The following is a 22100-nucleotide window of genomic DNA, read 5'->3' on the forward strand; positions in this document are numbered from 1 at the left end:
AATAGCACAATCAATTAGATAAACGCTTATTAGCAACTATTAAGGCATTTTACTCGCTTATATTACGTGTATTCGTTGAATTTAATGTGGCCTATATTGAATAGTAATGGCCATTGGTCATAGCCAAAAATACTTCTAAGCTAACGATTAAAATAGTCTTTGAGCTAATCATTTACCTAACATTTTACCTAATCATTGACCTAGCCTTTAACCTTTAACCTCATCAGGTACATAAAATTACAGCGTAACTAAATACCCTTGGGTATTATGCCGTATATACCCAAACTACTTAAGGTATCCATTTTTTAGACATAAAAAAACCGTAGAAGTATCTACGGTTTTAAATTTAAGCTTGAATAACCTTTAACAAATTAAAAGGTATATTTAAGGCTAGCACCCCAAGTTCGAGGATCATTCCAGTTAGCTTGTACTGAGTTTATTGGTTGTGCATCAACAATTTGAGAATGAACAACAGCACGTGTTAGCACTTCTTCATCAGTTAAGTTTTTAACAAAGAAGTCTACTTGAACATCATCGTTAATTAACCAAGTTAATCGTGCATCTACAATGGCATGAGCATCAACTTTCGTTTCAGGTGTATTAACATCAAAAGCATAATATTCGTCTGAATAAGTTACTTGAATATGTGGAATTAACGCACCGCCATTACTTAAGCCAAATTCATAGTTTGCCGCTAAACCAACGGTATATTCTGGTGCCATCGCAGGAGACCAACCAGCAAAACTAAATTGGCTGTTATTATCATTAATATCCTGACGGCCTTCAAAGTTACCTAATCCTAATAACGGACGTAATTGATCATTACCCACTGCGTAATCATCCGAGAACTCAGCATCTAACCAGGTAAAAGTACCGGTAACCGCTAAATTATCGATAGGGTACCATTGCATATCAAGCTCAATACCTTTGGTATCAATACCGCCACCATTTTCATAATATTCAAAGCTTTGCGTTGCACCCGCTTCTACACACTCTAAAACAGTATCTGTAGTCGTAGTATCGCTACAAGCAACAGCAAATAGTTGCGCTTTTACATCATCATATTCGTTAATAAAAGCCGATATATTTAAACGCATGTCACCATCAAGCAATGTGCTTTTCATACCTATTTCATAAGACATAACTTCTTCATTGTCATAAAGTGGATCAGCGCCACGAGAAACAACTCGACTATCATTTGCTCCACCTGTTCTTATGCCTGTAGCAGCCGACGCATACAACATTAAGTCATCATTCTTATCAAATTCAAGGGCCGCTTTCCATAATACTGCTGAGTCATCCCAGTCAGGAATAGTATCGCCAGTAAACGATTTTTCATCTTTGTTATAACGTAAACCACCGACTAAACGTAAGTCATCAGATAGTTCATAACGAAGTTGTCCAAACACGGCAATTGAGTCAGAAGTATGGGGGTCATGATCTGGGTTACCCCAGCTAGGTACAACAACTGAATCTGCTACGCCATTGCCGGTTGTATCTGTGCTCGACAGCCATTCCCAATCAGCTTCTTGATCGAAATAATATAAACCTGCAATCCACTGCAACGGACCTTCATGATTTGATGAAACTTGTAACTCAGTTGATATTGTTTTTTGATCATCTTGGCGACCAAAACCACCAACAAAATCTAAACCCCCATCGCTATAGTCATTATCATAAAACTGCTTACCGCTAAGTTCTGAATAGTTAGATGTCCATTTAAAGTCAGCGACGTCGGTATACCACTCTAAAATAGCCGTTGCTGAAAATGCCTCTTGTTTATCTAACGACATTGCATTTCGATATACATCGTACGGACCTTCATCATTACGCTCTACATCGTCTCGCTGATAAATATGACCTGGCGTAACGGTTGCGTTAGGGTTATAAACACCTGGACTAGTTTCAGTAAGTGAATAACCAGCAATTTGTTGATAACCCCAAATAGCTTCAGAGTTAGCGTCTTTTTTCGAATAATCTAATCTAAAAGTGGCGTTAAAACTATCACTTGGCTCATAGCGTGTGATAGAGCGAGCATAAAATGAATTTTTTTCACGCAAATCATCAGAAGGCCCAGCTATCACATGGTTTTCAATAAAACCGTCATGTCTATCTGAAGCAACAACAATTCGAGTGGCTAAGTTATCAGCTAAAGGAATATTTAATACACCTTCATACGCACTACGATTATATGACCCCGTAGTTATTTTAATATTACCTTCAACTTCATCCATATTTGGGCGATTAGTAATAACATTAATACTACCGGCAAATGTATTACGACCATACAACGTACCTTGTGGGCCACGTAAAACTTCTATGCGCTCAATATCAACAAAAGCACCCATGCCAGCAGTTGTTGTAGGAACATAGATACCATCTTGGAAAATACCGACAATTTGTTCCGCAATACCTGTGCCGGCAACACCTACTTCATTCGTTCTAGCACCACGCATGGCAGGTCTAACTTCTCCACCTGAGCTACCTACTTTTAATCCGGGAACAACCTGCTGCAACCCTGTTATATCAATAATTCCTGCACGTTCAACATCATCCGCTCCCAATGCAGTAATAGAAGAAGATACCTCTTGAAGATCTTGTGAATGGCGGTTAGCTGTAACCATTATTCTTTCAATTTTATCAGTGGCTTTGGTGTTTTTTTCTTCTGCTGCAATTGCAGATTGGCTTATACATGCATTGACAATAGCTAATGCAATAACCGATTTAACAAGCTTTTTTGATGTAACTGGCTTCATGGTAAATCCCCTTCCTTCATTTAAAGAAATAAATGCTTATATTGTTTTAGTTGTGAATTAATGTTGCTTAAATAATCTTCATTTACATATTTGTACTTCGAAATCATTTTGATGTCAACCAAAATTGAAAGAGGTGAATATATTTCAACTGTAACTAAATAGTCAATTGAAAGACCACAAGCTAAAACCCAATGACCTACAAAGATATAAACTCAATATAAAAAACCACACAAAAACTTAAATATCAGTTAGTTAAAAAGATAAAAGCCAAATAAAAATGAATTTAACAACGATTAAAAATAGTCTTACCACAAAAATAAAGATGAATTTAATAATAAAAACAAATAATGACTACGAAGTACTATTTTAGTTTTGTTAGTAGTTTTAATAGTAAATAAAGGAGTAAATAAATTAAGAAATTTCAAAGAGAAGTTGAATACTAAAAACTAATGACTAAATTAAATAAAGCATCAAAGAAGAGTTGGGAGGCGGCAATCATACCGAATGTAAGCTGTATCAACTTCGCCTTTATCTGATATATAGAGCGATTAAATTAAAGTATAAAACAGAGTGGGAACTAAACTAAAAATGCATGTCACCTGAAAATATTCACATGAATGCTTTTATATATGCGCCATTATTCAACATGTTAAACTATTATTTTATCAAGGCATTAAACAGTAAAAAACTCTCTAGATACCTCAAAAAGTTTTCGGAGCGCAATTTTTAACAAACAATCAGCGCTTATATCACAGATGAAGATCAGGTCCGATAAAGCACTTTAATGACATGCCAACCAAATTTAGTTTTAACAAGGTGAGGCTCTAATATTGCTCCACTAAAGGCTACCTTATCAAACTGAGGTACCATTTGACCGCGTTTAAACTCGCCCAAGTCACCGCCTTTTTTACCTGAAGGACAAGTGGAATGCTTCTTAGCTAAGGTTTGAAACTTAGCTCCTTTACCTAATTGCTTAATTATATCTTCTGCAATTTCTTTGTGCTTAACCAATATGTGAAGAGCGTGCGCTGTAGCTGCCATGTAAAGCCTTTTAATACTCAGTGATAAACACGCACATTATAGCGGTTTATTAATTATTTTATTAATATAATCTTTTAGACATAAAAAAACCCCGACTCTTTCGAATCAGGGCTTTATAAATGATGGTACCAGCGGTCGGACTCGAACCGACACGTCTCGCGACAGGGGATTTTGAATCCCCCGTGTATACCAATTTCACCACGCTGGCATAGGCTTTACGCCCGTTTTGCAATTTGCAAAGAAGTCACTTTTTACTTAAAAACTGATTTCTTTGAAAACTAGTTTTCTAACAATTTCTAGATACTTTTTAAATACTCTCTAAGCAAGAGCCCTTCAATAATGTAAACATCAATAAAGAGGCAGGCATTATACGAAAAATTGCTCCGTTGGCAATAGTTTTTCTTTTTATTATCGCTGAGTGCTGTTTATTTGTTCATGAGGCACTAATAGCTGCAGATATCATTTCTTTTTCTACCCACAACCTTGCCTCGAATGCATTATCAAAAAAACCGTATTTAAACCCTGCAGCGCGATACATTTTGCTGAATAAATTCTCAGCTAGAAGTGAAGTTGTGCAATGCTCTAGATTCACAGCAACGATTTTCGATTGGCTATGGCGGATAAAGTTTATGTGGTACTCAAGCGTAGATTCTACACTAAGTGCCTCACCTTTAAGGGATAAAATAACACCATAAGTGTGTGGGTCTACTTGTGTTAATGCCCAAAGTAGCTTTTGGTGAAGATGATCCAAATACTCGATATTCCACGGACCGGTCGCCTCAATAAAGATAATATTATCTTCTATTAATAGCTTTAGAGTGCCTTGTGGTAAAACGTTAGCCATTATTTATTCATCTCTAGTCTCATTAACTAAGCACCTTAAGTATGCACTAATATATAAATTAACCACTATTACTTATACTTTTATATGCCTTTTGTTAGACTATCGCAAATTTTTCTATTGATTTAGCTATGTCATTAACTTCTTATACATCTTTTCCGCGTGCAGGCTTTCGTCGCCGTGTAGCTTCATGGCTTTATGACGCTTTACTTGCGATAGCCGTTTATATGACCGCTGGTGCAGCTTCTTTTTTAATTATTTCTTTATTGGTGCATTTTGGTGTTTTTGATTTACAAGGTCATCAGCATTTAAGCGACACCATCAGAAATACCTCATGGTTACTTTGGCCAAATGAGTTATGGAAACTAGGTTGGGTCTCACTGTTTTTTATCTGGTTTTGGGCTAAAAGTGGACAAACCTTGGGCATGAAAGCGTGGCGTTTGAGGGTACAAAACCAAGATGGTAGCTTGATCAGCAAAACCACCGGCTTAAAGCGCTTACTGCCAACACTCTTTGGTTTAGGTAATTTTACCGTTTTAGTAGATAGAAAAAACAAATTGAGTTTGCAAGATCGACTAACCGATACTGAGGTCGTGCTTTTAACACTTGAGGCAAATCGCGGCAGGCTTTAATTAATATTAATGCTGTGTGTAAAAGTTTCGAGATGAATATTTTTTATTATTCATCTCGAAGCCATTCTAAGTTGATATTTTGTAACTTAAGCGGCTAAATTGCTTACTAGCTCGCCCGTCTATTCATTAAATAAAGCGCAATACTGACAAAGATAATACTGGGCATAAAAGCGCCAAATATTGCCGGAAGTTGATAAACTAAACTCAGCGAGCCTAGCACTTCGTTAACAATAAAGAATAAAATCCCCGTTGCTACACCCATCATAATTCTAGCGCCCATAGAAACCGAACGCAGTGGTCCAAAGATAAAAGATAGTGCCACTAATAGCATTACCGCTAAGGTAACAGGTTGTGCTATTTTTCGCCAAAATGCTAATAAGTAACGACTTGGATCTTGTTTGTTAGCGTCTAAGTAATCTAAATAGTCACTTAACCCCCGAAGCGATAATGATTCAGGTTTTACGGTAACAACACCGAGTTTGTCTGGGGTTAAGGTTGAATCCCAAGACATAGCATCTTGGCTTTCTTTGGTTATTTCTTTTTCACTAATTTGGGTTTCTATTACATTGCGCAGTTGCCAAGCATCTTTTTGATAGACTGCGCTACTCGCCGATACCCAACTAGACAACTTAAGCTGCTCATTAAAGCGGTATATTTGAATATCTTTTAAAGAGCCTTGATCTTGTACTTCGCCAATATGAACAAAGTAGTCTCCGTCTTTCGCCCAAGTACCAGCATCAGATGATATCAAACTTCCGCCTGAAATCGCCTGAGCACGAACTTGTCGAGCAGCAGCTTCACCTTGAGGGGCTAACCATTCACCAACGGCCATGCTAACTACAATCAATAATAAAGCTGATTTCATTACTGATTTAATAATATCTAAACGCGAGAGCCCTGCCGCTTGCATTACAATTAATTCGCTACTACTTGCCATCATCCCCATGCCTATTAAGCCGCCAATTAAGGCCGACATAGGAAAGAATAACGAGATATCTTGCGGAATAGCATAAAGCACATAAAGCGCAGCATGAGCTAAATCATAATTGCCTTTACCGACAGACTTCATTTGCTCAACAAACTTGATAATGCCGCTTAAACTAACAAATACCGCTAGGGTAAGAAACGTTGTTGAAGCAATAATGCGACCTATGTACATATCGAGAATACGCATTAAGCTGCTACCTTATTTTTAGCGAGTTTTGCTTTAAATTTACGACCACTCGTTCGACCTTTAACCAACAAGCTAAAGCCCAATATAAGCACAATAAAGTGTACCGGCCACAAACCTATATATTGCGGAACAGAGCCTTTTTCTATGCCAGAGCGAACAGCGGTTAAGAGTAAAAAGTAACTTAAAAATAGTAAAAGTGCCGGTAACATTTTACCAAATTTACCTTGGCGTGGGTTAACAACACTCAAAGGTACAGCCACTAAAGTCATGATAATGCAGGCTAATGGAAAGGCAATACGCCATTGGCTTTCAGCACTGGCTTCAGGTGTTTTGTCTTGGTATAGCTCATCGGTTGGTATTGCACTTAATTTACGACGCTTGTGGGCCACTTTTTGATCTTGAATTTGAATGTAGTATTTATCAAAAGTAACTTGGCGAAATTCTTTGTTTTTAATATCGTTTTGATAACGTGTACCAGAAGAAAGTATTAAGCGTTGCAAACCGGTTTCTTCTTCAATAACTTGCCCTGTGGCCGCATAAACCAGGCTAGAGTCTATAACACTAGAATTTGGTGTATCTTCATCAGGCAGTTGTGCAACAAATACCTTTTCAAAAGTATTGTCAGCTCGGTTTTTATCGTGAATAAAAACTACCGCTTTCTTATTGCCTGTGGCTTGAAATCGTCCGGCGATAAGTGAACTTAATCCTGAGTCAGCGGCAATTTGATCTTTAACTTGATATTCATACTCTGCCGCCATTGGTGACAAATAAAGCGTAAACATACCGGTAATTATCGCGGTAACGAAACCTAGTATTAGCGTTACACGCACAACATACCATTCGCTTACGCCACAAGCATGCAGCACTGTCATTTCGTTTTCAGCATAAATACGACCATAAGCTAGCAATACGCCGAGAAAAAAACTTAACGGTAATATCATACCGGCAAGATCAGGTATTTTCAGGCCAATAAAAGTCATGACTAAATGACCAGGAATTCCCCCTTCCGAGGCGTCATCTAGCACGCGAACGAATTTATTGCTGATAAATATTGTCATAATGACAAGGAATACAGCAAGTTGTGTTTTGGCAACTTCTTTGAGTAAATAACGAAATATAATCACTAAGTGATCCTATAAAAACTTTCTATAAAACATAGTTTTTTTCTGACATACAGCCATTTTTTGCGTAAACTTGTCATTTTTAGCATTAAGTTAAATGTAAGCTTAACAGGTAATGCTGTGCAATCCGGCTATAATTATAGCCTTTAGCAGAATACAATTAAAAGCAAGCTTAGCGATTATTTACTATTTTTAGCAAGCTTATTAGTATAATTTCTATAAATTATACGTATTTGAGTCAAATTAGGAGACATCATGGAGTTCAGTGTAAAGAGTGGCAGTCCAGAAAAACAACGTAGCGCGTGTATAGTCGTCGGTGTTTTTGAACCACGTCGTTTGTCGGCTATCGCTGAGCAACTAGATGAAATCAGCGAAGGTTATATCAGTAATTTATTACGTCGTGGCGACCTTGAAGGTAAGTCTGGACAAATGCTGTTATTGCATCATGTACCAAATATTCTTAGCGAACGCGTATTGCTCGTTGGTTGTGGTAAAGAACGTGAGTTAGACGAACGTCAATACCGTCAAATTATCAGTAAAACAATTAGCACCTTAAATGAAACAGGCTCAATGGAAGCTGTTTGCTTTTTGTCTGAACTCCACGTTAAAGGTCGCGATACCTACTGGAAAGTTCGTCAAGCAATCGAAGCAACTCAAGATTGTCTTTACAGTTTTAATAGTTTAAAAACCCGTAAAGAAGAACCTCGCCGTCCGTTACGTAAAATTGTATTTAATGTGCCAACACGCCGTGAATTACCTATTGGTGAACGTGCAATTAATCATGCATTAGCAATTTCAGAAGGCATAACAACCTGTAAAAACGTTGCTAACATGCCACCAAACATTTGTAATCCTGCGTATTTAGCAGAACAAGCGCAAATTTTGGCTAACGATTACAACAATGTTACAACCCAAATTGTTGGTGAAGAAGAAATGGAAGCTCTCGGCATGGGGTCATATTTAGCCGTAGGTCGTGGCTCTGTTAATGAATCTTTAATGAGTATTATAAATTATAAAGGCGCTGGTGATGACTCAAAACCGCTAGTACTTGTTGGTAAAGGCCTAACTTTCGACAGTGGCGGCATTTCATTAAAACCAGGCGCAGGCATGGATGAAATGAAATACGACATGGGGGGCGCTGCAGGTGTTTTAGGTGCTATGCATGCCCTAGTTGAACTGCAATTACCGATTAATGTTATTGGTGTTTTAGCTGGCTGTGAAAACATGCCAAGTAGTAATGCCTATCGCCCGGGTGACATTTTAACCACGATGTCAGGTCAAACAGTTGAAGTATTAAATACCGATGCAGAAGGTCGATTAGTACTTTGTGACGCGCTAACTTATGTTGAACGCTTTGATCCTGAACTGGTAATCGATGTGGCTACCTTAACCGGTGCTTGTGTTGTTGCCTTAGGCGCACATGCTACAGGTTTATTAAGTTCTCATAACCCATTGGCGCACGAGTTACTTAATGCTTCAGAGCAAAGTGGTGATAGAGCATGGCGCATGCCATTATGGGACGACTACCAAGACCAACTTGAAAGCCCTTTCGCAGATTTTACCAACTTAGGCGGTAAAGAAGCAGGCACAATAACGGCCGCATGTTTCTTATCACGCTTCACCAAAAAATATCATTGGGCGCATTTAGATATTGCTGGTACAGCATGGCGCGGTGGTAAAAATAAAGGCTCAACAGGTCGCCCAGTAAGCATGCTAACGCAATTTTTATTAAATCGCGCTGGCGCAGAACAAGGCGAATAGTGCTAAATAAATTTATGCCCGGAATAATGTCATGCTAACCCAAGCAATGTTCTACAGTATAGAGCAGCAAAGTAAAGTTGTAGGTGTACCTGAAGAACAGTTACATCTGCACTACGCTTGTTTGCAAGCGGCTCATTTTTATCGACAAAATATGCGGGTATTTATTTATACTCTAGATCAACAAAGCGCCCATGATATTGACGAAATGTTATGGGCTTTTGATCCTGACAGCTTTGTACCACACAATTTAATTGGTGAAGGTCCAAAGCAAGGTGCTGCCGTTGAAATAAGCTGGCAGCCACCAAAAAATCGCCGTGCGGTTTTAATTAATTTAACCCGTGAAGTACCCAACTTTGCTAACCAATATTCTCATCTGATAGATTTTGTGCCTAGTGATGACTCCCTAAAAGAACAAGCTCGAAACCGTTTTCGTACTTGTCGTCAATGGGGTTTCAACGTAGAACACCAAGTTGCAAGTGCTGCACAAACTATCGATACAACCAGTTAAAAAATTTCTGACGGAAACTCTGATGGATAAAACATTTACCCCCTCTGACATTGAACAATCCCTTTATAAAAGTTGGGAAGAACAAGGTTACTTTAGCCCAACCGGTGAAGGCGACAGTTACAGTATTGCTATTCCACCGCCAAACGTAACCGGCAGCTTACATATGGGCCATGCTTTTCAGCAAACCATTATGGACACGCTAATTCGTTATCAACGTATGCAAGGTAAAAATACCTTATGGCAAACGGGTTGTGATCATGCTGGTATTGCAACGCAAATGGTCGTTGAACGTAAAATTGCCGCCGAAGAAGATAAAACTCGCCATGATTACGGCCGTGAAGGCTTTATTGATAAAATTTGGCAGTGGAAAGAAGAGTCTGGCGGTACTATCGGTAAGCAAATGCGCCGTTTGGGCAACTCTATTGATTGGAGCCGTGAGCGCTTTACCATGGACGACGGTATGTCTGAAGCCGTACAAGAAGTTTTTGTCCGCTTGTTTGAAGACGACCTTATTTATCGCGGTAAACGCCTCGTAAACTGGGATCCAAAATTCCATACCGCTATTTCTGATTTAGAAGTAGAAAACAAAGATAAAAAAGGCCACATGTGGCACTTGCGTTACCCGCTAGCTAATGGCGCTAAAACCGCTGACGGACTCGACTATTTAGTGGTTGCCACTACTCGCCCTGAAACCGTTTTAGGCGACACAGGTGTTGCGGTAAATCCTGAAGATCCTCGTTATAAAGATTTAATTGGCAAGCAAGTATTACTGCCTTTGGTTAATCGTTTAATTCCTATTGTTGGTGATGAGCATGCTGACATGGAAAAAGGCACAGGTTGTGTAAAAATAACCCCAGCGCACGATTTTAACGACAACGAAGTCGGTAAACGCCATCAATTACCACAAATTAATATATTAGATAAAGACGCTGCTGTATTAGCCGAAGCAGAAGTTTACGACACTAAAGGCGAAGTGTGCGATGCATACGATACAGCCTTACCAGCAGAATTTGCTGGCATGGACCGATTTGTTGCACGTAAAGCCATTGTTGCGAAATTTGACGAACTAGGTTTGTTGGTCGAAGTTAAAGACCACGATTTAGTTGCTCCGTATGGCGATCGCTCTGGTGTTATTATTGAGCCTTTATTAACAGACCAATGGTATGTGCGTGTTGAAAAACTAGCCGGCCCTGCTGTTGACGCAGTAAAAGACGGTCAAATCGAGTTTGTACCTAAACAATACGAAAACATGTATTTTGCTTGGATGAACAACATTCAAGATTGGTGTATTTCACGCCAACTTTGGTGGGGACATCGTATTCCAGCTTGGTACGACGAAAATGGCAAGGTTTATGTTGGTCGTACCGAAGCAGAAGTACGTGCTAATAACACGATTGCTGACGATGTTAAATTACGCCAAGACGACGATGTACTTGATACTTGGTTCTCTTCTGCGCTTTGGACATTCTCAACACTGGGCTGGCCTAAAAACACTGAAGATTTAAAAACCTTCCACCCAACTGATGTGTTGGTTACTGGTTTTGACATTATTTTCTTCTGGGTTGCTCGTATGATCATGATGACCATGCATTTCAACAAAGATGAAAACGGTAAGTCACAAATACCCTTTAAAAAAGTTTACATGACTGGCCTTATTCGCGATGAAAATGGCGATAAAATGAGTAAATCAAAAGGTAATGTTGTTGATCCATTAGATATGATCGATGGCATTTCGCTTGAAGACTTATTACAAAAACGTACTGGCAATATGATGAAGCCTAAATTGGCCGCGAAAATTGAAAAACTGACCAGAAAAGAATATCCAAACGGTATTGAAGCAAATGGTACTGATGCCTTACGTTTTACTTTAACGTCAGTTGCCACTACCGGCCGTGATATCAGCTGGGATATGAAACGCCTTGAAGGTTACCGTAATTTTACCAATAAATTATGGAATGCCAGCCGTTATGTCATGATGAACACTGAAGAGTTTGACTGCGGTCGCACTTCATCAGATGCACCAGCAGGTGAAATGAAATTTTCTTTAGCTGATCGCTGGATTATGGGTCAGTTTCAACAAACCGTGAAAACTGTGCATGAAGCGTTTGACGCTTATCGCTTTGATCTTGCCTCACAAGCCTTGTATGAATTTACCTGGAACCAATTTTGTGACTGGTACTTAGAGTTAACTAAACCGGTATTATTTAAAGGTAATGAAGCACAGCAGCGCGGAACACGTCATACCCTAGTGACTGTTTTAGAAGCATTGTTGCGTTTAATGCACCCAATTATGCCGTTTATCACTGAAACAATTTGGCAACGTGTTGTGCCGTTAACTAACTTTGAAAAAACTGGTGATAGCATTATGATACAAAGCTTTCCTCAATTTGATGAAAGCCAATGTGATCAAACCGCTATTGACGATTTAGAGTGGGTTAAACAATTGATTGTTGCTGTTCGTAATATTCGAGGCGAAATGGATATTGCCCCTAGCAAACCATTGCCAGTGCTGTTGAAAAACGTAAATGCTGACGACCAACGCCGTTTATCTGAAAATGAGCAATTTATTAGCGCCTTAGCTAAGCTTGAAAGTATTACCATACTTGCCGATGACGATAACGGTCCTGCTTCAGCAAGTGCCGTGGTTGGTAGCTTATCACTATTAATTCCAATGGCTGGCTTAATTGATAAAGATGCTGAGTTAGCGCGTTTAGACAAAGCAATTGATAAGTTATCAAAAGATGCTGACCGTGTACGTGCCAAACTTAATAATGAAAGTTTTGTTGGCAAAGCACCTGAAGCAGTCATTAATAAAGAAAAGGCAAAGTTGGCTGAAGCTGAATCTACCATAGCTAAAATGGTTGACCAGAAAGCTCAAATAGCTGAAATTTAATTAGTTAATGTAAAATAAGCTTTAAAAGCCAGCATCTTAGCTGGCTTTTTTTTATTATAAAAAAGTCTGCCAATCTTGGTATTTTATAGAGATTCCTAAATTCTATTGTGTTAATATGACTTCGCGTTGAGTTTTTGCGTTTCGGGATAAGGAGAGATCTTGTGGTCAACAGACCTATGATCAGCCTAGACGCTTTAATATGTGTTACTGGAAACCTTTCTCTACCTTCTTTTAGATAGAGAGCATTTACTCCGTATATGGCCGTTTTGGCTAAACTTTAATTTTTGACCTGCGAGAAATGTTGGTATGTCTGATACAGTAACTGGTAAAGTAAAATTTTTTAACGAATCTAAAGGATTCGGTTTCATCGAGCAAGAAAACGGCGCTGACGTTTTTGTTCACTTTAGTGCAATCTCTGGTGACGGTTTCCGTACTTTGACTGATGGTCAAACGGTAACTTTCAGCGTAAAACAAGGCCAAAAAGGTCCTGAAGCTGAAAACGTAGTTGCATCTTAATTTAAAGTGCAAAATTTTCTTTAGTTACCACTAAAGATAGATAAAAAAACGAAACATATGTTTCGTTTTTTTGTTTCTGGCACTAAATAAAATAGCTTATCAACACTAAGGTTTTAAATAATCGGTACTCTGAATAAGTTGCCATTACTCAGTATTTTTTCCCCAGCTCGCTTGCTTGCATTCTGAATTATCGGTAAGCAATTGAAAAATAAAACATCAATAGTACTTACTGTGATGTAAACATAACGATATATTAAAAAAAACAGCAAAAATGCTGATTTTCATATCTGTAAAGTACTTATTATCTAGCGTTAAGTAATATGAGGCTCTATCAGATCGAGCATAACGTCAATATGTGCGTCTTGGTCGTTTAACGCGGCGATATAATGATACTTTTCTCCGCCAGCTTGAATAAATATATCTTTATTTTCATGCACTAACTCTTCTAACGTTTCTAAGCAATCAGCACTAAAAGCCGGACTAATAATAGCAACATGCTTATTACCTGCTTCAGCTAAACTTTCTAACGTTTCGTCAGTGTATGGCTTGAGCCACTCAGCCTTACCAAAGCGTGACTGAAAGGTCATAACATAATCGTCTTTGCCTAAGCCTAATGCTTCAACAACTAAACGCGTAGTTTTATGACTAAAGCAATAATATGGGTCGCCCTGCTCAAGAAAATACTTTGGCATACCATGATAAGAAAAAACCAACTTGTCAGGCTTACCGTGCGCTTCTATGTGTGTTGTAATACTCTGCACTAAGGCTTTTATATAAAGCTGTTTGTCATGATAACTACTTTGAAAGTGAATACTGGGTATCCAGCGCCAAGTTTTAACTTTATTAAATACAGCATCAAAAGTTGCCCCGGTAGTTGGACCGGCATACTGAGGGTATAACGGCAACACAATAATGTTATTCACGCCATTTTCTTGAAAGCGATCTAAGGCAGTTGCAATTGATGGGTTACCATAACGCATAGCAACATCAACCATCACTTTATCACCATACTTTTGTGTCAGAGTATGCTCAACTTTAGCTTTTTGTTGTTTGCTGATCACTAACAAGGGCGAACCTTGCTCTGTCCAAATACTTTCATAAAGTTTGGCTGACTTTTTTGGGCGCACTCTTAAAATAATGCCATGTAAAATAACTAACCAAATCAAGCGAGGTATTTCTACTACGCGTGGATCTGATAAAAACTCTCGCAGGTAACGTCTTAATGCTCCTGTTGTGGGGCTATCGGGTGTGCCTAAGTTAGTTAGTAATACGCCTGTTTTCGAGGTGCAATCATGAATTTCTTTACTTTGCCCTGCATATCTTGACATGGATTATCTCTATAAAATTTCGTTAATTGCCTGAATAAACTCTGCTGAGTCAGGCTTTACACGACTATTAAAATGCTTAACTGTTTTACCATCTGCGCTAACGAGGTACTTATAAAAGTTCCACTTAGGGGCTGTGGTTTTATCTGCTAATGTTTTAAAAATTGGGTGTGCTTCGCTACCAAAAACATGCACAGGTGATAGCATAGTAAATGTTACGCCATAATTAACAAAACATATATCGGCGGTATCTTTTTCATTATCTTCTTCTTGGAAAAAATCATTGGAAGGAAAACCAATCACTACTAAGCCTTTATTTTCATATGCTTTATGTAAGCTTTCAAGGGCTTTAAATTGTGGAGTAAACCCGCAATGGCTGGCGGTATTAACAATTAATATGGCTTTACCTGCGGTTAGTTGGCATAAATCTAGTTGCTCTTTAGCGTGTAATTTTTTCTCATTGTGCTGCATAAACGCTAAACAAGACGAGGCTGGCTTTAACTGTTCTGATTGAGCAATATCGACATTTTTTTCGGCTTTCACCATAAATGAAGTTAAAGCCATCAAGGTAATTATTGTGAAGTATTTCATGCGTTTCCTTTCAGCACTTTTACAAAGGCATATTATCGTAATTATTCAAGCAAAGGAATTGCCTATACCGTTGAAAATGCCTCATTAATAGATTTATTTTATATACGAAAGTCATTGTGGTTTTGATCACATAACTTACATTTAGGGATAATAAATAAAGAAGCGCTCGGAATATCTGTTACTAGCCTTTATTGAACGATATAGTATCATAAGCAAAGTTGCATTAACTGACATAAACACGCGTTAATGCTTTGCCCCTAATATCAAAATGTATCAATTAGTTAAGTGAAAAAGTTTGTCAAACCTAAATATCGAAAATAAAACCACATCAACAAACAATGATAGCTTGTTAAGCGCGAACAATTTAACTTGTATTCGTGAAGAACGAGTTTTGTTTGAAGATTTAAATCTCAGTATTTTTCCTGGTGATATTTTACAAATTGAAGGGCCTAATGGCGCGGGTAAAACCAGTTTAATGCGTATACTTGCTGGCTTATCTCAACCTTATGATGGCGATATACATTTTCAAGGTAAAAGCATTACAGATCAGCGTGAATTATTTCATCAAAATTTATTATACCTAGGGCACTTACCCGGTGTTAAAGACGAGCTAACTGCTCAAGAAAACCTGGAGTTCAACCTTGCTTTACATGGACTAGATGCCAGCACGGCTGAAAGCACCTTAGCTGAAGTTAACTTATTAGGCTTTGAAGATGCACTAGCTTCGCACTTAAGTGCAGGACAGCATAGGCGCATTGCTTTATCGCGATTATGGCAGAGCCAAGCTAAAATTTGGATTTTAGATGAGCCCTTTACTGCAATCGACAAACTAGGCGTAGAAAAGTTAGAGCAGCTATTTTTGCAACATGCTGATAACGGCGGCTGTGTCATTTTAACCACGCATCAAGATCTCTCATTACCCGCCGAGCGAGTAAAGAAAGTTTCTTTAGCTTATCGGTTTTATTAGGGTAATTATTCATGACACAACTATCTTATCGTGCCGCTTTCGCGTTAATTGTTAAAAGAGATTTAAGAATCGCCTTTCGTCACCGCGACGACATTATTAACCCCTTACTTTTCTTTATTATTGTTGTAACGCTTTTTCCTTTAGGTGTGGGCCCAGAAAGCACCATGCTCTCACGCATTGCACCCGGCATTATTTGGGTAGCAGCCCTTTTATCGACTTTACTCTCGCTAGACAGGTTATTTAAGTCTGATCATGCTGATGGCTCTCTTGAGCAGATGTTACTTAGCCCACATCCGATATTTATTTTAGTTTTGGCTAAAATTGTCGCGCATTGGTTACTCACCGGCTTACCCTTAATACTCATAGCACCTTTGTTAGCGGTATTATTGCACTTACAAGAAAGTAGCTACATCGCACTAATGCTTACCCTATTATTGGGCACCCCTATATTAAGTTTACTAGGTGCAATTGGTGTCGCTTTAACCGTTGGTATCAAAAAAGGTGGGGTGCTGTTAAGTCTGTTGGTATTGCCACTTTATATACCGGTACTTATTTTCGCTACCAGTGCCATTGATACTGCCGGAATGAACTTACCTTATAACGGACAACTTGCTATAATCGCGGCAATATTTTTTGCCTCGTTAACCTTGGCCCCCTTTGCTGTTAGTGCAGCGCTGAAAGTGAGTACAAATTAATATGATGTGGAAATGGCTTCACCCTTATGCAAACCCTGAAATAAGCTATCATTTTGCAGGTAAAATATTACCTTGGTGCGCACGTTTGGCTTTTGCATTCTTAACCATAGGGATTACTTGGGCATTGTTGTTCGCCCCAGCAGATTACCAACAAGGCGATACGTTTAGAATTTTCTATATCCATGTACCTGCGGCAATGCTTTCTATGGGCATTTATCTTGGTATGGCTATTGCCGCGTTGTCAGGCTTAGTTTGGCAATTAAAATTAGCCGATGCTTCGGCAGCTGCTATGGCGCCCATTGGGGCTACTTTTACTTTCATTGCTTTAATTACTGGCTCGGCATGGGGAAAACCTATGTGGGGAACTTGGTGGATTTGGGATGCTAGACTGACTTCAGAATTAATATTATTATTTTTATACTTAGGCGTTATGGCGTTACATAATGCATTTGATGATAAAGCCTTAGCAGGTAAAGCAGCTGGCATTCTTGCTTTAGTGGGGGTTATTAACCTACCTATTATTAAGTACTCAGTTGAGTGGTGGAATACGCTGCACCAAGGCGCAACCGTAAGTAAGTTGGGTCAACCTTCCATGACTGCTGATATGTTTTGGCCATTTTTAGTGTGCTTTATTGGCTTTGCTTTTTTAGTAACCGCCTTAATATGTCTTCGCTTTCGTACTGAAATATTAAACCGAAATAGTATGCGTCCTTGGGTACGTGAATTAGTGACTACAGAGGTGAAAACGCATGCAGTTTGATAGTATCAGCGCCTTTATAGATATGGGCGGTTATGGCTTTTATGTTTGGTTATCTTATGGCGTAAGTATTTTTGCCTTAGCCCTATTAATTTTTACTAGTATCAGTAGCCATAAAAAAATTAAGCTACAAATAACTCAACGCATTAAACGTGAAGAAAAATTACGCCAAGCGGCTAAATTGCAGCAAGCACAAACCAGTAATGACAATAGTCATAACATTTAAGAGGTAATATTATGAATCCCCGTCGTAAAAAACGATTAACGATAGTAACGTCATTAATCATAGGTTTAGGTGTAGTGGCAGGACTTGTTTTGTATGCATTAAGTCAAAATATTGATTTATTTTATAAGCCATCTGAAATATACAATGGTAAAGAAGACACAGGTCTAAAAGCGATAGACGGTCAAAGGTTACGTATAGGTGGCTTAGTTGTACCAGGTAGCGTACATCGTAATAGTGAGACCTTACACGTAAGCTTTAAACTTGCAGACATGAGAATGCCTATTAGCTTCTCAGAAAGTGACCCAACGGTTACGGTTACTTATGACGGTATATTGCCTGACTTATTTCGCGAAGGCCAAGGTATAGTTGCCAACGGCACATTGGTTGATGGTAATACAATTAAAGCCAGTGAAGTACTCGCAAAGCATGATGAAAACTACATGCCTAAAGAGCTAGCTGACGATATGGGTAAAAAACACGAAAAACCAACATATTAATCTCTCGAGCTATCAAGTTTATTTTAATTAGCGACTGTTAATTAATAAACTCAGGAAAACTCAATAAAAAACGCAAAGTGGTGACACTTTGCGTTTTTTTATGTGACCGGTTTAAAACCGTTTCTACTTTTATTTATGCGCTATTGATGTCGATGGTATGCCTTAATCGCAACAACTGAAAATATACCGACTAATGCGACGATAAGGGTTAATAACAATAATGCTTCAGCCCGTAATAAAGTATTTAACCAATCTATCGGGTAACCTTTTATTGTTAGCCATGAATATTTAAGCATATTAAAATACGCTTACGCATCCATACTAAGAATACGATTTACTCTTCGAAGTATGTGCCCCAACCATCGTATTCAACTTTACATTGTTTTGCTAATTCGTACATTTTTTTTGTTTCATCAAAAATAATGTCAAAATCTAAGGCTTGCTCGGTAATAATGTCAAAAGCAAAAACTTTCTCGCCTGACTCTAACTCAGCCTCTTCTGGCTCTTCAATTTCAAAACCACTTTTAAAGGCGGTAATCGCGGCTTTCTCAAGCACATCAAAATCAGCGCTAGAAAAGTGATGCTCTATAGTGTGGTGCACTTCTTCGTTAGTGCCATCTTCGACTAACGCTGCGATTAAATCTTCGGTGTGCTCTTTCCATTCTTGTAATTCTTCATCGATCATTATTTTGTCTCACTTTTTTGCTTATTTTGTGAATTCTTGTCATTAACTTTTGGCAACTCGTGACCTGTTTCGTCGCTTAATTGTGTTATTTTAACTAGCATATCGCTACGTGTTTGATTGGTTATACTGCGAATTTTGTCTTTATCTTCACAAGATAAATAAACCGGCGGTAAGAATTCAACAATCATTTTACCGTTATCCCAGCGATTTAAATCTATGGTTTTATGTGTATTACTCGCACACACTGGAATAATTGGCACCCCTGCTTTAGCAGCCGTTCGAAATGCGCCAGTTTTAAAAGGTAATAAACCTCGACCATAGCTGCGTGTTCCTTCAGGAAAGAGCCATACAGATAGCTTTTTTTCACGAATTTTATTGGCGGTCATGTCGATGGTATTCATGGCTTTATTTTTGTTTTTACGGTCAATTAAAATATTACCGGTTAGCCAATACATTTGCCCGAAAAAGGGGATCCACTTTAAACTTTTCTTGCCAACACTCACAGTGCCAGGTTGAACCGCATTACTTACCGTAAAAATATCATAGCTATTTTGATGGTTACAAACGTAAACCACAGGGCCAATATTTTTTACTGAATCAGGTATTCTAATTTCGACCTCTAGGCCTAAAATTTTTGAAACTTTACCTAAATACTTAGCTGTATGATGAACATTGTCGCGATGAAATGGTCGGATCAAACAGAGTAAAATTGAACAAATGGAGGTAATAACTAAAGCCAAAGTCATCAATATGACACGTATAACAGCTAACAAAAGACATTCCTAGAAAATTTATAAGGCGTGATTATACCTTTAATTGATAAAATAGCTAAAACTACTATGCATTCTATTCGCTGAAAACTGTCTAACGAACATATCGTCATACAGCTATCATTTTGTAAATACTTAAAGACAGTAGAGTCCCTTATCGCGCCACTTGAATTTCTCGGTACTTTTTATAAAGTAGTTTTAAATACTCATACTCAAAAGCTGAGCCCGAAGCGTAGTACCTAAAAGGTAGCCTAGCTCTAGCGTCAATACTGTTGACAAGTGAAAGGTACAACTCTTGTTCCGCTGTCATACCAAATATATCTAGTACTTGTTGGTCAGCAAAGCTATCAAATGCCAAGCCTGTAGCATCTCTAAGCGACGAAGGTCCTAATAAAGGTAAAACCAAATATGGACCTGCCCCTACGCCCCAAAAACCTAATGTTTGGCCAAAGTCTTCATTTTGCTCAGCTAAACCCAAAGGTGTTGCAACATCTAATAACCCAACCATGCCGATAGTTGAGTTTACAAAAAACCGTCCAAAAGTCTCACCTGCCACGGAAAATTTAAACTGTAAAACCGAATTAATAAAGGTTGATATTTCAGCTAAATTATTAAAAAAATTACTCAGTCCGGTTTCAACAACATCTGGGGTAATTGCTTTATAGCCATCAACTATAGGTAATAATACATACTCATCAGCTTTAGCATTAAAATAATACATTCGGCGATTAAAGCCTTCCCAAGGATCGTTATAAGCACTAAAAACACCAAGCTCTTCATTATTTTCAGGCACAGGTACTATTGGGGTAGCGACATTATTTTCTAATTGAGGAACTGAGGAGCATGCCGCTAATAAAGTACAAGCTAATACCATAATAGATCTACGGCATTTATTTGAAATGGCTAACATTAGTTCGTCCCTCTTTGGAATGTGGTATCAAGATATTCAACAAAATTTTGTCTATCAAAATTTCCACAATGCCCACCACGAGGAAAAATTTTTGCCCGGCTACCAAAAGTATCTTTTAAATAATCGATTTCACCTGTTTGTAAAATAATATCGTCTTTACTCGTCACCAAAAATACTTTCTCTGAGCTTTTTAAATAAGCTTCAATTTGGTGCAAACTATAACGCTTAATAAGATCCGCTTTAGTGATATTGGGATCTTCTCGCTGTGCTCTTGGTAGCATAGCGCGATCAAAATAATCGCCAAAGGTAATATTACTTGCCCGCTGCATAGAGTGAGTTAAACTTTCAAGCTTATCTATTTTGTGGTTTTTATAAGTAATTGCGCCGGTATTAAAGCTCACATCAATAGCAAATATCATATCCGAAGACGACATTCTAAAAGATGCGCCAATTAACAGCTTTAACTCTGCTTCGGTTAACTCAACATTTTTAAATAAGCTGTAAACCGAGCTTTGATCAAACCTTGAAGATTCTTGTGCTGAATAAATCGTTGAAAAACGAGCAAATATTTCGTCGAACATGGCTACAGCAGCAGACCGGTTGTTGCGCAGATCAAAATATTGGTCGAGAATACTGACTGAATTATACAAACTAACCGGTGGGTTAATTAATAAGACTTTTTCAAAATTAAACACTTGCTCTTGTTCATCAAGTAACGCCAAAAATGCAGAGTGCGCACCGCCCAAACTATAACCTGTAAGTGAAAATGACGATGCTTGAACATTATCTTCGGCTTGAACTTGTGCCCAAACCAACTGCATTACCTTGTACAACTCTTTTGCATCATGAGTTAAATCACCGGGCATGTATTTCGTGTTTGTTGAGTTAACTATAAAATTAGCAAATGTTGGTGAAGATATGGAAATGACATGATAACCCTGCTGAAAAAAACTTTTTTGAAGGCTAATCATCTTAGCGCTTTCAAAGCTTGCGCCTGTACCCGCTATAACAAAAATTAACGGCGCATCACCCTCTTGTTTAACTAGTGAATATTTCATTTGCTTGTTAAACCAAAATACTTCAGAAATTTCATCAAGTGGTTTAATCGTAATGCGCTTATTAATTGTATCAAGCGTATCTGGGAGGTCGGCAGCGGGTATTTGACAGTAACCGGTAACTGTTGCTTGGTAACGGGAATAATCTAAGTCGCAAACAGTTGGCGTATTCTCTTCAACCAAATTAGCTTCTTTACTGGTACACCCTGCTAATATCAGGATGAATAAAACACTCAAAATTCGCACAAACTATTCCTATTGCCATGTATTTAAAAGTTTATTTGTTCTCTAAAACTGATAAAACACAGCACCTTAATTGTGCTGTATTTAAGCATTATAGCTTTGCTTTTGAGTACTTGAATAATATCCGCTAGTTTAT

General features: G+C 38.3%; 22 protein-coding genes and 1 tRNA gene. 10 read left to right on the forward strand and 13 right to left on the reverse strand.

Annotated features, from left to right (window positions below; all coding sequences use genetic code 11):
* Window positions 1-371: 371 nt before the first annotated feature.
* From AC27H3_RS02480 to AC27H3_RS02495, 4 genes are all read right to left on the reverse strand, one after another.
* The gene (locus AC27H3_RS02480; protein ID WP_487103452.1) at window positions 372-2756 is read right to left on the reverse strand and encodes a TonB-dependent receptor; all 2385 of its coding nucleotides are present in this window, start codon (window positions 2754-2756) and stop codon (window positions 372-374) included.
* A gap of 762 nt (window positions 2757-3518) precedes the next feature.
* Window positions 3519-3797, reverse strand: coding sequence for a peptidylprolyl isomerase PpiC (gene ppiC / locus AC27H3_RS02485; RefSeq protein ID WP_081179067.1), 279 nt, complete (start codon window positions 3795-3797; stop codon window positions 3519-3521).
* 123 nt (window positions 3798-3920) lie between these two features.
* A tRNA-Leu gene (locus AC27H3_RS02490) sits at window positions 3921-4005 on the reverse strand.
* 225 nt (window positions 4006-4230) lie between these two features.
* Window positions 4231-4641: a hypothetical protein gene (locus AC27H3_RS02495; RefSeq protein ID WP_487103454.1), complete on the reverse strand. Its 411-nt coding sequence runs from the start codon at window positions 4639-4641 to the stop codon at window positions 4231-4233.
* Between the two features lie 128 nt (window positions 4642-4769).
* On the opposite strand from AC27H3_RS02495, the gene AC27H3_RS02500 reads away from it, so the two are divergent.
* On the forward strand, window positions 4770-5270 hold the full coding sequence (locus AC27H3_RS02500; protein ID WP_487103456.1) for an RDD family protein: 501 nt from the start codon (window positions 4770-4772) through the stop codon (window positions 5268-5270).
* Between the two features lie 106 nt (window positions 5271-5376).
* Here the strand turns inward: AC27H3_RS02500 and lptG are convergent, their stop codons facing one another.
* Window positions 5377-6444, reverse strand: a complete 1068-nt coding sequence (lptG, locus tag AC27H3_RS02505) for an LPS export ABC transporter permease LptG (protein WP_487103458.1) — start codon at window positions 6442-6444, stop codon at window positions 5377-5379.
* Window positions 6444-7568: an LPS export ABC transporter permease LptF gene (gene lptF / locus AC27H3_RS02510; protein WP_487103460.1), complete on the reverse strand. Its 1125-nt coding sequence runs from the start codon at window positions 7566-7568 to the stop codon at window positions 6444-6446. The genes lptG and lptF overlap by 1 nt, the downstream gene beginning before the upstream one ends.
* A gap of 252 nt (window positions 7569-7820) precedes the next feature.
* On the opposite strand from lptF, the gene pepA reads away from it, so the two are divergent.
* The 4 genes from pepA to AC27H3_RS02530 all read left to right on the forward strand — a co-directional run bounded on the left by pepA (window position 7821) and on the right by AC27H3_RS02530 (window position 13243).
* Window positions 7821-9326, forward strand: a complete 1506-nt coding sequence (gene pepA / locus AC27H3_RS02515; RefSeq protein ID WP_085301265.1) for a leucyl aminopeptidase — start codon at window positions 7821-7823, stop codon at window positions 9324-9326.
* Between the two features lie 31 nt (window positions 9327-9357).
* Complete coding sequence (locus AC27H3_RS02520) at window positions 9358-9834, forward strand: DNA polymerase III subunit chi (protein WP_487103462.1); 477 nt, start codon at window positions 9358-9360, stop codon at window positions 9832-9834.
* Window positions 9835-9856: 22 nt separating this feature from the next.
* Window positions 9857-12727 (forward strand): valine--tRNA ligase, encoded by a 2871-nt coding sequence (locus tag AC27H3_RS02525; RefSeq protein ID WP_487103464.1) that lies wholly within the window; start codon window positions 9857-9859, stop codon window positions 12725-12727.
* A 306-nt stretch (window positions 12728-13033) separates the two neighbouring features.
* The gene (locus tag AC27H3_RS02530) at window positions 13034-13243 is read left to right on the forward strand and encodes a cold-shock protein (protein ID WP_085301262.1); all 210 of its coding nucleotides are present in this window, start codon (window positions 13034-13036) and stop codon (window positions 13241-13243) included.
* 311 nt (window positions 13244-13554) lie between these two features.
* Here AC27H3_RS02530 and hemH read toward each other — a convergent pair whose 3' ends face one another.
* Together hemH and AC27H3_RS02540 are read right to left on the reverse strand one after the other, a co-directional pair.
* Window positions 13555-14571, reverse strand: coding sequence for a ferrochelatase (gene hemH, locus AC27H3_RS02535; protein ID WP_487103466.1), 1017 nt, complete (start codon window positions 14569-14571; stop codon window positions 13555-13557).
* Window positions 14572-14580: 9 nt separating this feature from the next.
* Complete coding sequence (locus AC27H3_RS02540) at window positions 14581-15114, reverse strand: glutathione peroxidase (protein WP_487103530.1); 534 nt, start codon at window positions 15112-15114, stop codon at window positions 14581-14583.
* A 340-nt stretch (window positions 15115-15454) separates the two neighbouring features.
* On the opposite strand from AC27H3_RS02540, the gene ccmA reads away from it, so the two are divergent.
* Genes ccmA through ccmE form a run of 5 tightly spaced genes read left to right on the forward strand, consistent with a single transcriptional unit; the run spans window position 15455 to window position 18301 of the window.
* Window positions 15455-16126 (forward strand): cytochrome c biogenesis heme-transporting ATPase CcmA, encoded by a 672-nt coding sequence (gene ccmA, locus AC27H3_RS02545; protein ID WP_487103468.1) that lies wholly within the window; start codon window positions 15455-15457, stop codon window positions 16124-16126.
* An 11-nt stretch (window positions 16127-16137) separates the two neighbouring features.
* Window positions 16138-16821 carry a heme exporter protein CcmB gene (gene ccmB, locus AC27H3_RS02550; protein WP_085301259.1) on the forward strand — a complete coding sequence of 228 codons (684 nt, stop codon included), beginning with the start codon at window positions 16138-16140 and terminating at the stop codon, window positions 16819-16821.
* A gap of 4 nt (window positions 16822-16825) precedes the next feature.
* The gene (locus AC27H3_RS02555; RefSeq protein WP_487103532.1) at window positions 16826-17581 is read left to right on the forward strand and encodes a heme ABC transporter permease; all 756 of its coding nucleotides are present in this window, start codon (window positions 16826-16828) and stop codon (window positions 17579-17581) included.
* Window positions 17571-17804, forward strand: a complete 234-nt coding sequence (gene ccmD / locus AC27H3_RS02560; protein WP_487103471.1) for a heme exporter protein CcmD — start codon at window positions 17571-17573, stop codon at window positions 17802-17804. Before AC27H3_RS02555 ends, ccmD begins: the two co-directional genes overlap by 11 nt.
* Window positions 17805-17815: 11 nt before the next feature.
* Window positions 17816-18301, forward strand: coding sequence for a cytochrome c maturation protein CcmE (ccmE, locus tag AC27H3_RS02565; RefSeq protein WP_487103473.1), 486 nt, complete (start codon window positions 17816-17818; stop codon window positions 18299-18301).
* 140 nt (window positions 18302-18441) lie between these two features.
* Here ccmE and AC27H3_RS02570 read toward each other — a convergent pair whose 3' ends face one another.
* The 5 genes from AC27H3_RS02570 to AC27H3_RS02590 form a co-directional block, all read right to left on the reverse strand.
* On the reverse strand, window positions 18442-18597 hold the full coding sequence (locus AC27H3_RS02570) for a hypothetical protein (protein ID WP_487103475.1): 156 nt from the start codon (window positions 18595-18597) through the stop codon (window positions 18442-18444).
* A gap of 38 nt (window positions 18598-18635) precedes the next feature.
* A complete protein-coding gene (rraB, locus tag AC27H3_RS02575; RefSeq protein WP_085301256.1) occupies window positions 18636-18986 on the reverse strand; it encodes a ribonuclease E inhibitor RraB in 351 nt (116 codons plus the stop codon).
* Entirely contained in the window at window positions 18986-19759 is a 774-nt protein-coding gene (locus AC27H3_RS02580) for a 1-acylglycerol-3-phosphate O-acyltransferase (RefSeq protein ID WP_487103477.1), read from the reverse strand. The genes rraB and AC27H3_RS02580 overlap by 1 nt, the downstream gene beginning before the upstream one ends.
* Window positions 19760-19910: 151 nt before the next feature.
* On the reverse strand, window positions 19911-20666 hold the full coding sequence (locus tag AC27H3_RS02585; RefSeq protein ID WP_487103478.1) for an MlaA family lipoprotein: 756 nt from the start codon (window positions 20664-20666) through the stop codon (window positions 19911-19913).
* Window positions 20666-21967 carry an alpha/beta hydrolase gene (locus tag AC27H3_RS02590; protein ID WP_487103480.1) on the reverse strand — a complete coding sequence of 434 codons (1302 nt, stop codon included), beginning with the start codon at window positions 21965-21967 and terminating at the stop codon, window positions 20666-20668. The genes AC27H3_RS02585 and AC27H3_RS02590 overlap by 1 nt, the downstream gene beginning before the upstream one ends.
* Window positions 21968-22100 lie beyond the last annotated feature (133 nt).

The sequence above is a fragment of the Colwellia sp. NW0002-52-1 genome (genome assembly GCF_057550865.1).

What these genes read in the sequence shown, in the direction of transcription:
- pepA (WP_085301265.1), top strand. Translation starts at nt 7,821, where the DNA reads ATGGAGTTCAGTGTAAAGAGTGGCAGTCCAGAAAAACAACGTAGCGCG.
- AC27H3_RS02555 (WP_487103532.1), top strand. Translation starts at nt 16,826, where the DNA reads ATGTGGAAATGGCTTCACCCTTATGCAAACCCTGAAATAAGCTATCAT.
- ccmB (WP_085301259.1), top strand. Translation starts at nt 16,138, where the DNA reads ATGACACAACTATCTTATCGTGCCGCTTTCGCGTTAATTGTTAAAAGA.
- ccmE (WP_487103473.1), top strand. Translation starts at nt 17,816, where the DNA reads ATGAATCCCCGTCGTAAAAAACGATTAACGATAGTAACGTCATTAATC.
- AC27H3_RS02480 (WP_487103452.1), bottom strand. Translation starts at nt 2,756, where the DNA reads ATGAAGCCAGTTACATCAAAAAAGCTTGTTAAATCGGTTATTGCATTA.
- AC27H3_RS02495 (WP_487103454.1), bottom strand. Translation starts at nt 4,641, where the DNA reads ATGGCTAACGTTTTACCACAAGGCACTCTAAAGCTATTAATAGAAGAT.
- AC27H3_RS02500 (WP_487103456.1), top strand. Translation starts at nt 4,770, where the DNA reads ATGTCATTAACTTCTTATACATCTTTTCCGCGTGCAGGCTTTCGTCGC.
- ccmD (WP_487103471.1), top strand. Translation starts at nt 17,571, where the DNA reads ATGCAGTTTGATAGTATCAGCGCCTTTATAGATATGGGCGGTTATGGC.
- AC27H3_RS02540 (WP_487103530.1), bottom strand. Translation starts at nt 15,114, where the DNA reads ATGGTGAAAGCCGAAAAAAATGTCGATATTGCTCAATCAGAACAGTTA.
- AC27H3_RS02585 (WP_487103478.1), bottom strand. Translation starts at nt 20,666, where the DNA reads ATGTTAGCCATTTCAAATAAATGCCGTAGATCTATTATGGTATTAGCT.
- hemH (WP_487103466.1), bottom strand. Translation starts at nt 14,571, where the DNA reads ATGTCAAGATATGCAGGGCAAAGTAAAGAAATTCATGATTGCACCTCG.
- lptG (WP_487103458.1), bottom strand. Translation starts at nt 6,444, where the DNA reads ATGCGTATTCTCGATATGTACATAGGTCGCATTATTGCTTCAACAACG.
- rraB (WP_085301256.1), bottom strand. Translation starts at nt 18,986, where the DNA reads ATGATCGATGAAGAATTACAAGAATGGAAAGAGCACACCGAAGATTTA.
- AC27H3_RS02520 (WP_487103462.1), top strand. Translation starts at nt 9,358, where the DNA reads ATGCTAACCCAAGCAATGTTCTACAGTATAGAGCAGCAAAGTAAAGTT.
- AC27H3_RS02530 (WP_085301262.1), top strand. Translation starts at nt 13,034, where the DNA reads ATGTCTGATACAGTAACTGGTAAAGTAAAATTTTTTAACGAATCTAAA.
- AC27H3_RS02570 (WP_487103475.1), bottom strand. Translation starts at nt 18,597, where the DNA reads ATGCTTAAATATTCATGGCTAACAATAAAAGGTTACCCGATAGATTGG.
- ppiC (WP_081179067.1), bottom strand. Translation starts at nt 3,797, where the DNA reads ATGGCAGCTACAGCGCACGCTCTTCACATATTGGTTAAGCACAAAGAA.
- AC27H3_RS02525 (WP_487103464.1), top strand. Translation starts at nt 9,857, where the DNA reads ATGGATAAAACATTTACCCCCTCTGACATTGAACAATCCCTTTATAAA.